14 protein-coding genes and 1 pseudogene are annotated in these 15075 nt (G+C 55.0%); 7 read left to right on the plus strand and 8 right to left on the minus strand.

All coding sequences use genetic code 11. From position 1 onward, the window contains the following. Positions 1 to 2: 2 nt before the first annotated feature. The 6 genes and pseudogenes from AC2FFB_RS11415 to AC2FFB_RS11440 all read right to left on the minus strand — a co-directional run bounded on the left by AC2FFB_RS11415 (position 3) and on the right by AC2FFB_RS11440 (position 6713). A complete protein-coding gene (locus tag AC2FFB_RS11415) occupies positions 3 to 1154 on the minus strand; it encodes an ABC transporter substrate-binding protein (protein WP_142635012.1) in 1152 nt (383 codons plus the stop codon). Continuing rightward, complete coding sequence (locus AC2FFB_RS11420) at positions 1151 to 3031, minus strand: branched-chain amino acid ABC transporter ATP-binding protein/permease (protein WP_496689717.1); 1881 nt, start codon at positions 3029 to 3031, stop codon at positions 1151 to 1153. Before AC2FFB_RS11420 ends, AC2FFB_RS11415 begins: the two co-directional genes overlap by 4 nt. Continuing rightward, positions 3028 to 3798 carry an N-formylglutamate amidohydrolase gene (locus AC2FFB_RS11425; protein ID WP_496874916.1) on the minus strand — a complete coding sequence of 257 codons (771 nt, stop codon included), beginning with the start codon at positions 3796 to 3798 and terminating at the stop codon, positions 3028 to 3030. The genes AC2FFB_RS11420 and AC2FFB_RS11425 overlap by 4 nt, the downstream gene beginning before the upstream one ends. Further along, positions 3795 to 4564, minus strand: a pseudogene (locus AC2FFB_RS11430) (Rossmann-fold NAD(P)-binding domain-containing protein). Before AC2FFB_RS11430 ends, AC2FFB_RS11425 begins: the two are co-directional and overlap by 4 nt. Then, on the minus strand, positions 4564 to 5868 hold the full coding sequence (locus tag AC2FFB_RS11435; protein ID WP_496689719.1) for a glutamine synthetase family protein: 1305 nt from the start codon (positions 5866 to 5868) through the stop codon (positions 4564 to 4566). The pseudogene AC2FFB_RS11430 and the gene AC2FFB_RS11435 overlap by 1 nt, the downstream one beginning before the upstream one ends. Continuing rightward, a complete protein-coding gene (locus tag AC2FFB_RS11440; RefSeq protein WP_271950266.1) occupies positions 5865 to 6713 on the minus strand; it encodes a MurR/RpiR family transcriptional regulator in 849 nt (282 codons plus the stop codon). The genes AC2FFB_RS11435 and AC2FFB_RS11440 overlap by 4 nt, the downstream gene beginning before the upstream one ends. A gap of 145 nt (positions 6714 to 6858) precedes the next feature. Between AC2FFB_RS11440 and AC2FFB_RS11445 the strand changes: the two genes are divergently transcribed. From AC2FFB_RS11445 to AC2FFB_RS11475, 7 genes are all read left to right on the plus strand, one after another. Beyond that, complete coding sequence (locus AC2FFB_RS11445; RefSeq protein WP_281994901.1) at positions 6859 to 7500, plus strand: cysteine hydrolase family protein; 642 nt, start codon at positions 6859 to 6861, stop codon at positions 7498 to 7500. 773 nt (positions 7501 to 8273) lie between these two features. Beyond that, positions 8274 to 8627, plus strand: a complete 354-nt coding sequence (locus AC2FFB_RS11450) for a hypothetical protein (protein ID WP_496823390.1) — start codon at positions 8274 to 8276, stop codon at positions 8625 to 8627. Between the two features lie 64 nt (positions 8628 to 8691). Beyond that, positions 8692 to 9456 (plus strand): hypothetical protein, encoded by a 765-nt coding sequence (locus tag AC2FFB_RS11455; RefSeq protein WP_282027536.1) that lies wholly within the window; start codon positions 8692 to 8694, stop codon positions 9454 to 9456. A gap of 83 nt (positions 9457 to 9539) precedes the next feature. Then, complete coding sequence (locus AC2FFB_RS11460; protein ID WP_496823392.1) at positions 9540 to 10739, plus strand: N-acetyltransferase DgcN family protein; 1200 nt, start codon at positions 9540 to 9542, stop codon at positions 10737 to 10739. Beyond that, on the plus strand, positions 10736 to 11857 hold the full coding sequence (locus tag AC2FFB_RS11465) for an alanine/ornithine racemase family PLP-dependent enzyme (protein WP_496689722.1): 1122 nt from the start codon (positions 10736 to 10738) through the stop codon (positions 11855 to 11857). The genes AC2FFB_RS11460 and AC2FFB_RS11465 overlap by 4 nt, the downstream gene beginning before the upstream one ends. Positions 11858 to 11905: 48 nt before the next feature. After that, positions 11906 to 12118 carry a hypothetical protein gene (locus tag AC2FFB_RS11470; protein ID WP_281972780.1) on the plus strand — a complete coding sequence of 71 codons (213 nt, stop codon included), beginning with the start codon at positions 11906 to 11908 and terminating at the stop codon, positions 12116 to 12118. A gap of 119 nt (positions 12119 to 12237) precedes the next feature. Continuing rightward, positions 12238 to 12519, plus strand: coding sequence for a hypothetical protein (locus AC2FFB_RS11475; protein ID WP_142634991.1), 282 nt, complete (start codon positions 12238 to 12240; stop codon positions 12517 to 12519). A 340-nt stretch (positions 12520 to 12859) separates the two neighbouring features. On the opposite strand, the gene AC2FFB_RS11480 is transcribed toward AC2FFB_RS11475, so the two are convergent. Then, positions 12860 to 13201 (minus strand): DUF427 domain-containing protein, encoded by a 342-nt coding sequence (locus AC2FFB_RS11480; protein WP_281972781.1) that lies wholly within the window; start codon positions 13199 to 13201, stop codon positions 12860 to 12862. A gap of 65 nt (positions 13202 to 13266) precedes the next feature. After that, positions 13267 to 15048: an aminopeptidase P family protein gene (locus AC2FFB_RS11485; protein ID WP_496713021.1), complete on the minus strand. Its 1782-nt coding sequence runs from the start codon at positions 15046 to 15048 to the stop codon at positions 13267 to 13269. Positions 15049 to 15075: the final 27 nt, after the last annotated feature.

Below are 15075 nucleotides of genomic sequence, written 5' to 3' on the forward strand. Positions count from 1 at the left end.
CCTTACGGCTGTGGCAGGATTGCGGGATCAGCTGAGGTGCGCAGGACAAACTCTTTTTCGCCTGCATCGGTAATCCGCGCGACCACAACATCACGCAGAGGCATCCGGTCGGTCCCCGCGAAAGTGAAGTTGGACATGATACCCTCACCATTCTCAATGCCGGCCATTGCGGCAGTCACGGCAGCAGGGTCTGTCGTGCCAGCCGCTGCGACAGCATCCTCGATCATATGCGCAATATCGCAGCCATTGACGTAGTAATTGTTGTCAGGCGTGATTCCCTTTGCAGCAGAGAACCGCGCGATGAAATCGGCATAGGCAGAGCCTTCGTCTGGGAAGCCACCAGATGTATGCGCTACGCCTGTGACGACATCACCAAGGCCGCGTACGGTTGGTGAATCGAGTACGTCACCTCCCATCACCTGGGTATCAACCCCGGCACCGCGCAGCGCACGGATGAAGGCCGGGAAATCAGGCTCCCACGCCCATGTGACGATCACGTCCGGGGTGGTATCCGCATTCTTGATGGTCGTCACGATGGCAGAAAAGTCCGGCTGGTTCAGCGAATAGTTGCTTTCTCCGACAACGGCGCCACCAAGCGATGTGAAGGCCTCGCCAAAGTACTCGGGCCCACCCAATGTGTAGGCACTGTCCGGGGATTTCACGAGCCAGACACGTTCGAACCCTTGCTCGCGTGCGTGGCCTGCCAGTACGGCGGCCTGTTGGTTGTCCGCAGGGTAACTGCCAAAGACATGTTCACCGACTTGCGTCAGAACCGGGGCTGTTCCGGCAAAGGTCATTGTTGGGATGCTGTCAGCCGCTGTGATCTGGGCCGCGGCGATTGTCGGATCGGCATCGGCTGACGCCACGATGAACTGCGCGCCGTCATCGATCATTTCCTGTACGACTTTAACGCCTTCGGCGATGTCAGACCGGGTGTCGCGCACGATCAGCTCAACCGGTGTTGTGCCGTTTAGGCCCCCCTTGGCGTTCATTTCGTCAATGCAGAACTGGAACCCGGCATAGGCGGGTCCATCATAGGGGGCCAGATAGCCCGATTGCGCGGACATTACGCCGATTTTATAACTCTCAGCCATCGCTGTTCCAGCCAGGCCGGTGATAACTGCTGTTGAAAGAAGAAGGGCATTACGTATCATTTTATTGCTACCTCTGTTGGTTGACTTCGGTTGGTTTCGCTAATTTCTGCTTTTTGGGCTGTGCGCCCTTTGCCGATGTAAGCCTCGATGACTTTGGGATTTGCGCGCACGTCTTCAGGCGTGCCTTGCGCGATGACGCCACCTTGGTGCATCACCACGATCCAGTCCGACAGGCGGTTCACGAACCTCAGGTCATGATCGATCAGAAGGACACCGATGCCGCGTGTTTTGCCGACCTTAATCAGCCGATCAGCCAGGTCATCTGTTTCGCCGGGATTCATGCCAGCGGCCGGTTCATCCAGTAAAAGAATCTTCGGGTCTTGTGCCAAAGCGCGGGCGATTTCCAGGCGCTTGCGGGCACCATATGGCAGGCTGTCGGCGCGATACCCGGCGACTTCCCCAAGATCAAAGGCATCTAGTTCACGCAGGGTGATAGCCGCGGCAGTCTTGCGGTCGTGACCTGCGGCCAAAGCGGCAACAAGAACATTTTCGTAGGCTGTCAGACCGCTGAACAGGCGCAAGTTTTGGAAGCTACGCGAGACACCAAAGCCTGGCACTTTGTGATGCGAGACACGGGTCAGATCAACCTCGCCCATATGCGCAGAACCGGTGTCCGCCTGATAGGCGCGTGTCAGCAAGTTAACAAGCGTGGACTTGCCAGCACCGTTGGGGCCAATCAGGCCAGTGATGCGCCCAGTCGGAGCTTCGAAACTGACGTCTCTTACGGCTTTGACGCCTGCGAAACTTTTTGACAGGTTTGATGCTTTCAGCGTGGCTGGGACGACGGGCTCGGGCGTGCGCGCAGGAGTTACTCGGGACTTCAGGCGCCCGAGCAGGTTTGCATCGGCGCCAGGGCCAAGTTCAAAGCCTCCGACCAGACCCTGAGGTCGCGCCCAGATCACCAGCAGGATGGCAAGCCCCAGGACAATCGTCGTCAGGCCAAAGACCTCGGGCAAGGTGACGCCAAGCACAGTTGAGCCGCCTTCGAACTGGCGCACAGTGTCCTGCAGCAGCGTCACCGCGATCACCCCGACCACTGCGCCGCCAACCGATGACATTCCACCGACAATCATCATGACCACCTGCGCAAAGACGAGCCCAAGGTAGAAGGATGCGGGTGAAAATGCCCCCAGCATATGCCCGTAAAGTGCACCCGCGACTGTCGCCATGGTACCAGAGGCACACCAAGCGATGAATCTTGTGCGTCGGGCATTGATGCCAAGTGCTGTTGCGGCATCCTCATCGTCACGGGCCGCGCGGGAAAACAGGCCCAAACGGCTTTCGCGATACCAACGGGCCAGCAGGATTGCGACCGTGGCCGCGCCGAGGGCCAGAACCAGATCTGTCACCCTTGGCACACCGTAAAACGTCTGGCTGCCGCGTGTGATCTCGCGTGCGGCGATGGCCACGCCATGGGCGATGATCAGCAGGCCAAGCGTGGCAATCGTGGCAGACGCACCCACAAGCCGAGCGATGGCGCTTCCGGTTAGGGCTGCAAAGGCAAGTCCCGCAAGGGCGACCACCGGCAGCGACACCCAGATCGTTACTTCATGGCCTGCCAGAAATGACGGAAGATCCGGCAGGGCAGAACGTTGAAGAGCAGCAGGCATGGTGAGAATGCCTGACAGATAAGCGCCTAGCGCCAAAAACGCGCCATGCCCGAAAGACACAATGCCCGTGTTGCCGCAATAAATCGCAAGGGCCACTACAGCGACCACATTGACACACATCTGTACAGCAATCCGCTCGCCAGTGCGTCCAAAAATCAACGTCAGCCCAAGCACCACAGCCAGCAGCACAGCAACCGCCGCCGCCGTCCGGAGCAAGTTGGACGCCCGCAAGCGTCCGGGATGTGTATGAAGGGGGGCGATGCTCATGAGGGAATGTCCCCTACCGCTGTAGCGATTGCGTCTGCCAGCAGATCCGCCCACAGCCCGACTTGCGATTGTTCGCGGATTTGATCGTTTCGAATTTCAATCAGGCAATGCACAAGCTCACGGGGTTCTGCATGCGCTGGAATAAACCAATCGCCCTCAGTTTCGATCTGATAGGGCTTGTTCAACGCAAAGGTCATGTCAGGGCGGCGCTGCGCGATATGTGCCATCAATGCTTTGGCAGCACCGCCTGTTCCGCGGCTTAAAAAGCCTGCCTGCCAAGGCCGGTCCTTGCCATCGAGATGCGGTGTAAAGGAATGGATCGAAAACGCGGCACGACGCGGACGGTTGGCAAAGAGCCGATTCAACTCTGCATCCATAGGTCGAAAGATTTCATCGACACGCATGGCCCGGCTCAATTCGGTGATCGCGCTGTTCCCCGGCACCTCAACCTGGTCGCTGATCGCAGGGACCGCCAAGGGGCTGTCAGGGGGACGGTTACAGTCAAATACCAGCCGTGAGTAATTTTGGATGACGAGAGGCGCGTTCAACTGTTCAGCCAACTGGCGCGCTACATTCTGGGCACCAATGTCCCAGCCGCGGTGGCTTTCAATGACGTCGCGGGGGACGCCCAAATCTCCAAGCATCTCGGGGACCGCATTGCCTGCATGCTCACACAGCAGCACGATCTCCGACGTGCTATCTGCATTAACGACGTCAATCGGCGCAGGATCGTTCGGCCCCAATAAGGTATGAGTACACAAATTCATGCAGCTTGGACCGCACGGTGTGTGCATCGTCTTATTATACCGAGCAGATCCTTGGGGTCGTGCGGGTCGGCAACCAGATCCAGCATTTCGCTTGGGGCGCCGTCAGTCGCTTTTTGGTGCAGCCAGCGTGTGGCCGAGAAATCCTCGACCACAAAGCCAACACCATCAAAAACCGTGATCTGATCGTCGTAGGTTCGTCCCTTTTTAGAACCGGTTAGAACCTGCCACAGTTCGTTGACCGCGTGATCCGGGTCGAGTTGCTGGATATCGCCCTCAATGCGCGTCTGTTTTGGGTACTCTACAGAAATGTCATTGCGCATCAGAATATCCCGTTGCCGATACTCGCAGCGGTTTTAGCTGATTTGGGGGCCAGTATACGCGTCACCATCGCCGATATTGCCACCGTGCGAAGCGCCGTTAGAAGGGTCATTTCAGAAATGAGTCGTCGATAGCCGGTATCAACAGAGGCCAGCACACCAACGACGGTTAGGGTTTGCAGGCCGACCTTGGTGTTCGATCGGTGTCCGTTCATGGACTTGAAGGTGTGATCCACACCATCATAGGTTGGCATCAGTTCAATCACACCGACCTTAGAATGGGACGCCACGCGCGGTGTCTTGTCAAATACCGGCCAGCGTTTGAAATCGGCTTTGATCATATTGGCCAATCCTGCAAGGCAGTCCCGTAGGCCATGCTTATGGACCAGGGACCGCATGTTTTCGACGCTGACAAATGGAACCAATGCTCTGTCAGAGGGCGCGCTCATCAGTATGTTCCTTCGTACGCGGCGCATTTCTGTGCTGTGTCCATGTCTTTTACCGCGTCGATTTCTGCAGCCTTATGGGCGGCGTAGACGCTCGCGAAATCTGGTCCGAACCAACTGGTGACGGTCGTATCCGCCTGAAACGCCTCAAGGGCGGCCTCAAGCGTTTCGGGCAGGCGCACAAAACCACGCGCCGTGAGATCATCCGCTGACAGAAGCGACAGGTCTTCCTCGGTCGGCGCAGGCGCTTTCAGCCCATCTTCGATCCCCTGAACACCAGCATGTACAACAGCGGCCAAAGCCAGGTAAGGCGACGCCGCTGCATCCGCCGCGCGGTATTCAATGTTGAATTGTCTGGCGATTGAAGCGGGGTCCTTTGCCGTCACAGGGCAGACCCTTAACGAGGCCTCGCGGTCTCGGAACCCGAGATTGTTATACGCAGCCGACCACCGGTGCGGAGTAAGGCGTTCGTATGACACGACAGACGGTGCCGTCAGCGCTAAAATGTTAGGCAGGTATTTTAGCACGCCAGCAGCGAACCCATCAGTAAGTCTGGACATCCCGCAGGGGCCGCTTGCATCAAATGTGACCGGCTCGCCGGCATCGTCGACAAAGCTCATGTGGATATGAACGCCATTGCCGACGCTCGCCACATCGCGGATTGGCGTAAAGGTTGCAGCCTCACCCAGGTGACGCGCTGCCGAGCGAGTAAGCTCGCGCAGGATTACTGCCGCATCTGCCGAGCGCACACCTTTGGCAGGGCCGATAACGACCTCGTATTGATTGGGGCCGAATTCCTTCATGATACTGTCTGGCTCGAGCCCGTTTTCGGCGAGTGTCGCCATCAGCACTTCGCAAAGCTTCCGCTGAATCTCGAACCCTTCGCGTCCGTATCCCTGGTTTTCCACCGCCGGTGGGCTTTTCAGTTGAAACTCGTGCTCGAACGCCGAGATCAGATGAACGCCCGCCACATCATGCAGGCGCTTCAGCGCGGATTTGAGGATAGCGCGCGTACAAAAGGCCCAAGGATCCCCGTCAAGCGTGACGACATCGCCCATCAGGAAATGCTCGGTCACATCTCCAAATGTCGCCCGGGCCTCTGCGTTTGCATCGGGAATCAAAAGCAAATCACCTAGTGCGCCGAACGGGCTGTCAGCGATTATGTCGAAACAGGTGATCTGCACATTGGTAGGGGTCCAGCCGACCCCCCGCACCAGCCGTTTTTCCAACTGATCAGCGGGAAAGGCTTTGCCGCGCACCTTTCCGGCAACATCGGATATGGCAGCAAAAATTAGCGGCAGGGTCATTTTTCATTTTCCTCTTGAGTAAAGCGCAAAGCATCCCAGGCCTTGATGCGGTCTCGGGTCTGTTCCCAGTTGTCCTCGGCAATCCGCGTCACGATGGCCTCGGTCACCGAGAGTGCCGCCGAGTAAGTATCCCACAAGGTGCCGCTATCAATTGGCACCGGCATGACCTCATGGGCGTGTTTGGCAATCGGTGAAATCCATTTGTCCGTCATCAGGATCACACGGGCATTCCGATCGCGTGAGGCAACAAGCGACAGCTGCTCCAGCGCCGGTTGGTAACGGCGAAAATCAACAGCATAAAGGATATCCCCGGGCCGCATCCGCAACAGATATTCTGGCCAGCCTTCAGGCGTATCAGGCAGATGAAACACATCCTTGCGGATCTGACGCAGGTGGAACGAAAGATGCTTGGCGATCGTATCGCTGATCCGGCCACCCAGCACGTAAACGCTGCGTTTCGGGTCGGTCAGAAGGGTGCAGATCTGGTTAAACTGATCTTCGGTGATAGCATCAGCCGCCATGGCCATCTGGCTGGCCGATTTGGAAATAAAGTCCTTCAGATATCCCCCATGAACGGGCCGTTCCGCCTGGTGGAGTTGAACCGGCGAGCGGTGCCCTTCTTTCAATTCCGCGATAAGATCACGTTGGAAATCCTGATATCCATCAAGTCCAATCTTGGTAACAAACCGTGAGATTGAAGGCGGTGACACCTCGGCGTGTTTTGCCAGCTCCTGGATCGAGGAAAGGCCAGCAAATGGGTAATCCGACAGGATAGCTGCAGCAAGTTTGCGCTCTCCGCTGGTTAGCATATCGGCTGCGTTTTCGATGCGGTCTCTGATCAACATGCGCTATATGGTGGTGGAAAAATATTTTCTGTCAATCTAAATTTAGTTGACTTTGGAATTTTATTTTCTTTTAGTGTGGACGTCATGATCGCCCTCATTCATAAAATTAGACCTCTTGGGCAAACATTTGAAAGCAGAGACAGACATGGAATTGACCCGCGATCTTCCACTAGAACATGACCAATCGGGATTGCTATTTATTGACGTGCAGAACTTTGCAGCCCACAGGGATGGTGCCGAATTCGAAGGGCTGACAAATGCCGATTTTGACGCAAAGTTTGGCTGGTTTTTTGAGCAGCTGAAATCCCGTATCGTACCTAATATGCAAGCCTTGCAAAAGGGATTTCGCGCGGCGGGAATCGAGGTTCTTTATACAACGATTGAAAGTCTGACCAAAGACGGGCGCGACAGATCTCTGGATTACAAAATCACGGGCTTCAACGTGCCCAAAGGATCCTGGGACGGCAAGGTGATCGACGAACTGGCACCAGCCGATGATGAGATCGTGTTTCCAAAATCTTCGTCCTCAGTCTTTGTCTCGACCCACATAGATTACGTGTTGCGCAATCTCGGCATAAAGCAATTGGTGCTGGCGGGGATCGTGACCGATCAATGCGTCGAAAGCGCAATTCGCGATGCCTGTGATCTGGGCTATCTGGTCACCCAAGTGACGGATGCTTGCATGACCTACACGCAAGAGCGTCACGACAATTCCCTGCAAACGATCAAAGGCTACTGCCGTCAGGTGACGACAGCCGAATTGCTTGACGAAATCGGTCGTGGCTAGGTCGGTGAGGCGCCCAGCCGATCCGTTTGACGGCGCGTATCAGGCGTTACCCACACCCGTTTTCTCGCCAAATTCCGATTTTTCCCTGCGCGTCAGTCCAACCTGTCATCATCCAAAAAAGTCGCTCAGAAATATTTGGCGAGGCACACTCAAAACAGCATGTGAGATCAGAGACAAACCAACACTTTTCGGTAAAACGTCCAAGCATTATCTGCCCTCACCACATGTTTTCCTTGATGCAGCGAATGCCAGTTTCAGAGTGACATAGTAAAAAGGCTACATAAGTGGTCACGGATTTGCCGATACACAAAGTAAATGCCAGGTTGAAACCATTTTTTTGATCGGTATCGGGGCCTTGGGAACAGCGTTAGGGCCACGAGCGTTGTAATTGCGGCTCCAAGTGGTTACATAGGGAACACTAAAGTTCTGGTTTTCTGCAGCCCAGGCGTATCGCCTGCTTGAGTGAACTAAGTTCTTCCATCATGAAAATTCAGCTGTCACGTCCTCTACTTGGATTTGATGTTTGGGAAAGTTGCCGATGTTATCGCGCACGACCACATCGCTTGTGATGTTAGTTGATCCGTTTGTGGTGATCAGACGCACCGATGGCTTGCCAATAAACCACAACGCAACCGTTGATCAAATGAGCTTCCGATAGGCAAGAACTGCGCCTATCGACCATCGCGTCCTGAGAATGGCCTGGGCGCAAGATTAAGATTGCGCAGAAAGACATAAAACAGCGAGGCGGCGCTTTCTCCGCCAGAGGAACTAAAATGACATTTCCAGAATGGACGAAACCAGGCATCTACGGTGCTTTGTGTGGTGCGGTTGCGGTCTCAATCCTTGGCTTTACCTGGGGCGGATGGACAACCAGCGGCAGCGCTCAAGAATTGGCGAAAGACCATGCAAGCGAAGAAGTAACGCTTGCGATGGTGCCGGTCTGCCTGAACAGGTCAACCGCTGATCCCAAGCGCGAAGAAATAATAGAAGCACTGCAAGAGGCCTCTGGCTTCAACCGCCGCAAGGCCATGATGGATACAGGTTGGGCAACACTGCCGGGGTCAGATTCGCCAAGCCGCGACCTCGCAGATGCCTGTATCGCGGGGCTTGAGCTGGATGGATCATAAGGCAAAGGCAATGCCGCGACTCCTTCGGACGACTTGGCGCGCAAATCTGTCACTAGGCATTCAGATGAGTGCGGCGCTGATTGGGTTTACACTCTGTGCTTTGCTTTTATTTTCGATGCCTGCATTCTCTCAATCTACATCGCAATCGGTGCCAGAAAATGCCACTGCAACGAGTTACGGTGACGGTTGGAAATGCAACGCCGGGTATAGGTTGAGTGGCGACGTCTGCGCAGCTGTCGTAGTGCCAGAAAATGCCTATCCGACCAACCGTACCTATGGTTTAGGTTGGGAATGTCTTCATGGTTTTCGCGAGAACGATGAAGCGACCTGTGTTGCGGTGATTGTACCCGATGGCGGATTCCTTGATTCATCAGGTGAACGCTGGCATTGCTCGCGCGGTTTTCTCAAAATCGACGATACGTGCCAAGAAATTGTCGTACCCGCAAACGCTTATCTGGCTGATACGACCTATGGACCCGCGTGGGAATGCAAACGTGGGTTCGAAGCATTGGACGACCGTTGCGTCGCCATTGTGGTCCCGGCTAACGCGTATTTGAATTCATCAGGATACGGCCAACCCTGGACATGTGAACGTGGATATTTTGTAAAGGATGGCACGTGCGCGGCCGTCGTGATCCCTGAACATGCCTACTTGGACGATGCAACGTACGGCACGGGATGGAAGTGCGAGCGTGGATACGCGACCTCAGGTGTGAATTGCGAAACAATAGAGCTTCCTGCGAATGCCCATCTTGACAGGTCCGGAAACCGTTGGAACTGCAACAAGAATTTCAAGTCATCTAAAGGTCTGTGCGTTCTCGATAACTGAGCGCGCGGCGCGACTACTTCGACTTTGGTATCCGATGGTGACGACCGTGTTGCCTTGGGTGTCGACCACACAAAGGAAACATCATGAAAACCGACTTTAACGTGGCAAACACGATCCGTCGTCCTGTTAGCGGGGCGCAGGCGCCGCCATTTACCAGCGACGAACCCATAAGATCAACTTCTGCCACTCAGATCATCTTGCCGCCAACTGCGATTGTCTATTGCCAAGGTAACTTTGCCAAGGCGGATGGCAAAACTGCAAATGGCCTCGTTCGCCATTCAGAGGCCTATAGGATCCTGTCTGTCATCGATAGCGATCACGACGGCAAAGACAGCGGGTTGGTTCTTAACGATACTGTAAACCACATTCCGGTCTTCAGAAGTCTGGACGCTGCTGTTGTCCATGAAGCTGTAATCCCGGATACCCTCATTTACGGGATGGCACCATCTACGGGCAGGCTCTCATCGACAGATCGTGACGTTGTTCTCGACGCGATATCACTTGGTATGAACATCGTCAGTGGATTGCATGAGTATCTGGGCGATGATCCAGAAATCGCCTCTTTTGCGGCCGAACGCAAAGTCACCATCCGAGATATTCGCAAACCTAAACCCAGCAAAGATATGCGCCTGTTCGATGGAAGTATTGCAGGTGTGAAAGCACTGCGCATAGCTGTTCTTGGGACCGACTGCGCCATCGGAAAGCGGACAACAGCGACTGTTTTAGCCCGTGCCTTGAACACAAGAGGCATCAAGACTGTCCTTGTTGGTACGGGCCAGACAGGTTTGATGCAGGGTGCAAAATATGGGGTGGCAATGGATGCCGTACCACCGCAGTTCTGTTGCGGCGAACTTGAAGGCGCGATCGTCGACGCTTCCGAGTCTGAACGACCCGATGTCATATTGATCGAAGGCCAAGGGGCGTTGAGCCATCCGGCATTCTGCACATCCGCCTTTATCCTGCGGGGCAGCCAGCCGGACGCCGTAATCCTCCAGCACGCTCCAAAGCGCGCGCATCGCTGTGACTTTCCCAATATGCCGATGCCCAAGCCTGCAAGTGAGATTGCCCTAATCGAAGCATTTGCTGACACAAAGGTCATTGGTGTCACGCTCAATCATGAGGGGATGTCCGAGGCCGAGGTAACCGACACGATCGCCGCACAGTCACAAATACTCGGGCTGCCGGTAACGGATGTACTCAGCCGGCCGGCTTCGCATTTGCTTGCAATGGTTGTTGCCGCTTATCCTGGGTTACATCACTCGACACCCGTGGCTGCGATATGAGTACCCCTCGCATTGAGGTGCATCTGAGCAAGATACGTCACAATGCGAAGACTGTTGTCGAGCGCCTCAAGACACGCGGCATCGGTGTCACCGGTGTGACCAAGGCAGTGTGCGGGCATCCAGCCATCGCTCAGGCAATGCTCGACGGCGGCGCTGTGGGGCTTGCGGAAGCGCGGCTTAGTAACGTGCGAAGGTTACGCAACGCGGGCATGACATGTCCGATCACATTGATCCGTACACCAACGCTGAGCCAGGTCGATCAGGTCATCCAATACTGTGAGGCGAGCTACAATACAGAAATCCTCGTGATTACCGCTCTGGCCGCCGCCGCGATCCGGAAAGACTGCATTCACGGCATTATCCTGATGGTTGAGATGGGCGATCTGCGCGAAGGGATCATGCCAAAGGACCTCGGCTCGGTTGCACAGCAAGTGGTGGACATGCCCGGCGTTACACTGAAAGGCATCGGAGCGAACTTTGCATGTCTGGGGGGAATTGCCCCGAATGCTGCAGATATGGAGGCCCTATCTGACCTGGCTAATGAAACAGAGGGGCAGTGTGGTCCCTTCCTTCACACGGTATCTGGCGGAAACTCGGCCAACCTTCCTTGGGCCCTCGGCGGACACCCAGCTTGTCGCATCAACGATCTAAGGCTGGGGGAAGCAATACTTCTGGGCGTTGATCCGGTTTCCGGAGATCAAATAGGCGGGATGTATACGGATGCCTTCATACTTATCGCTGAGGTAATTGAAACAGGGTCCAAACCTGCATCTCACCCTCAGAGCATCTGCGATCCGGTATTCAAAAGACTTCACCTCGTCCCGAAAAGCGGACAGAGCACACAAATAATTCTGGCCGTTGGTCAGCAAGATACGGACATTTTGGGGCTTTCGATGCCCCCTGGATACAGGTTTATCGGTGCAACAAGCGATCATCTTGTCGTTGGCACTTACCATTCGACGCAAAGCGTAGGATCGGAAATGAAGTTCCAAATGAACTATAGTGCATTGATGAATGCTATGTCCGCTCCTGACGTTAAGACAAAGCTGCTCCGTGGCAGTCATTCACGACATGCGCATGTCTCTCAAGGATCAGGCAATCACCTGGCATCGATTTGAACACTCAACTGATAAATGCACCGTTGAAAACGGTTAGGAGAATAACCATTGGCAAAGCTGACAAAAAAAACTGTCTTCAATGCACACGTTCCCAAGGCGGAAACACCGATGGACAAAACAACGCGGATCGTTAGAGAAATGGTCAACGAAGAAGCAGAGCAAAGACAGATCAAGAATGCCCGGCTCCGCAAAACTCGGCTCGAAAGGGATGCGAATACATTATCTGAAGCCTGTCCGCCGAAGCCCGTCAAAAAGCGGTGACAGGATTGTCGCCCCTTCTTTTTGCGCGACTGGAATTATCGAAACACGAACAAAGCGGCTAGCGAGCATTGTTTTTCCCATGCATCAATCGCACCCATACTCATTTTACGGATACTGCCATGACAATCTCAGATGAGAGCTCAGAAAAAATTCACTATATCTGCCAGACATATGTGGAAAATAAGCCCGGTCGCGGAGGGCAAGGAAACTTGAAAATTGGTAAGCAATTTGAATATTCCACGGCGGCAGAGGCACAAAACAGAGCAGAAAGGGAAGCGCTATCCGACGATTGCGCTGGCGCTGATGCCTACATGGTCAGTGAGGACCCGAACAGTGGCGAGGTCGGGGCGCCGAGTTTCATCATTAGGCTTGGAAATGTTCCGGAATTTGATGAGTTTTAGATCTTGAGCAGGCTTCAGTTTAACTCTCTAAATTCACATTGATTGCGGCATTAGATCGACAAAAAGTAAATCTATTTGGTGCCAGAAAAACAGACCATTTTGGGCGTGGGTTTTGCCAAGAAACTGCGCCATGAATACCGGAAAAAAGCAGTTTTTAGTGTAGGCGCAGCGAGAAATCCCAAGGTGCAGGTCGGGCTCGTTTGATACTTTCGTGGTATCCAGCGTAAAGGATCGTTCTCTTACTTCGAGCCAGATTTTGACGTGAAGGCCAAAGCGATCTGGCCTTTCATATTGTGCAACAACTCGATTGAGTAGAGGTATTGCGCATCTGGGACATACGTCAGATTTGTTCGACCTTCACGGAATCAAGCGGGTAGAAGGCGACATGGCCTTTGATGTCTAAGGCAGAATGGATCGGGTCTTCATAGCTCCAAGCAGCGTTTTCAGTGACCGAGGATTTGTTGACGATCGAAAAATGCGTGGCTTGGCCCTTGTGTTTGCACTGCGTGACCTTGTCGGTAACATCCAGAAATGCCATCGCGATATCGGTACGAGGGAAATAGATGACCGGATCAAGATTGCCCTCGAGCAATTCCAGAGCATTTGTGGTTTCACCCAGAATGGCGCCTCCTGAACGGACGCTCCATTTGCCTGGTGTCTTGCGAATGGTGATCTCGGTCATCTTTGCTCTTTCCTCTGGTCCGGTTTCCCGCTTGTCCACTGCCCGGTATATGTAACGATGCGATGTCAGATCGGTGCGGTTGCGGCATCCAACCACAGTTGGGCGTCATCTCCCAGCCTTGGTCGAACTTTTTCGGCAACTTCGCGGTGATATGCGTTCAGCCAGTCGCGTTCGACTGCCGTCAGCATATCGGTCAGAACCAAGCGTCGGTCGATAGGGACATAGGTCAATGTGCGCCATTCCAACATGGGACGTTCCGCGTCACCACTGGGCAGGGTAGGGGCAGATTGCACCACCAAAAGGTTTTCAATCCTGATTCCAAACGCACCTTCGCGGTAGTAACCCGGCTCATTCGACAAGATCATGCCCGGCAGCAAGGGCTCATGGCTGGCTTTGGACAGACGCTGAGGGCCCTCATGCACACTCAGATAGGCACCGACGCCGTGCCCGACACCGTGATTAAAGTCCTGACCCGCTGCCCATAGGGGCATACGCGCCACGGATTCGATATCACGTCCAGCCAACCCGGCAGGCCAGCGCAGCATAGACATGGCGATCATGCCTTTCAGCACGCGAGTAAAGCAGGCTTTTTCTTCTTCACCCACATTGCCGATAGCAATGGTCCGGGTAATATCAGTCGTGCCATCCAAATATTGTCCGCCGCTGTCCAGCACCAGGATATGACCGTCTTGCAGCAGGCTGTCGGTTTCCTCGGTCACCCGGTAATGCATGATCGCGCCATTGGGTCCTGTCCCTGCAATCGTATCGAACGAGATATCCTGCAGGGCATTATCCTTGCGCCGGTTCTCCTCAAGCCGAGTGACCACCTGCGTTTCCGTAACATCGCCAGCGGCTTGCGCATCCAGCCAGCACAGCGTTTCGATCACAGCGACAGCATCGCGCAGATGTGCCTCGGCACTGCCTGCGATTTCGGCAGGGTTCTTGCAGGCTTTGGGCAGCGCACAAGGGTCGCCGCCATCGACCATCTGCCCTTCTAGTACATCGGCCACTGCCTGTGGCAGCGTACCAAGATCAACCTGAACCTTACCGTCAAGCGCTGCGACAGCCGTCAAAAACGTGTCCGGCGCATGAACTGTGACTGAATCGGCCATCGCCACGTTCAGCTTTTGGTGCGCCATGAACAGATCCACGCGGCCATCCGCATGCAGTATAGCAAACCCATGCGCCACCGGGTTGTACCCGATATCGGAGCCCCGAATGTTCAACAACCACATGATCGAGTCGGGCAGGGTAATCACCGCTGCGCCACAGCCCGTGTCCTGCAGGGACTGCGCCAGACGCGCGATTTTGCTGTCTGCGCTTTCGCCCGCGAATTCGATCGGGTGCAGCTTTACCGGGTTCATTGGTGGATCGGGTTGATCCCACCAAACCCGGTCCACCAGATTGTCGCTGCGCACCAGTGTAATATCTCGGCCTTCAAGGTCGGTCTGCGTTTTCGCGATCTGACCCGCCGAATGTAGCCACGGATCAAAGCCAACCCGACCACCCTGCGGGAGTTGTTCCGTTAGCCACGCGGCAAGGCTGACCTCGGGCCATGGAACAGGTGTGTAATCGGCGGCGACCTGCGCTTTGACCTGCGTGCGATAACGTCCGTCAATGAAGACGCCGGCCTTATCTGCCAAAACCACGCAGAACCCGGCCGAACCTGTGAACCCGGTCAGCCAGGCAAGCCGTTCGTCGCGCGGGGCCACATACTCGCCTTGATGCACATCTGCGCGCGGGACCAAGAAACCGTCCAACCCATCGCGTGTCAATTCGGTCCGCAGATCGGCCAGCCGAGGCGGGCCCTGTTCCGGCCGTGCGGTCACGGCGAAGGACTGAAACATGTCATACCTCTATCAGTTTGGAGCGCG

Source organism: Ruegeria sp. YTSA219 (genome assembly GCF_059609985.1).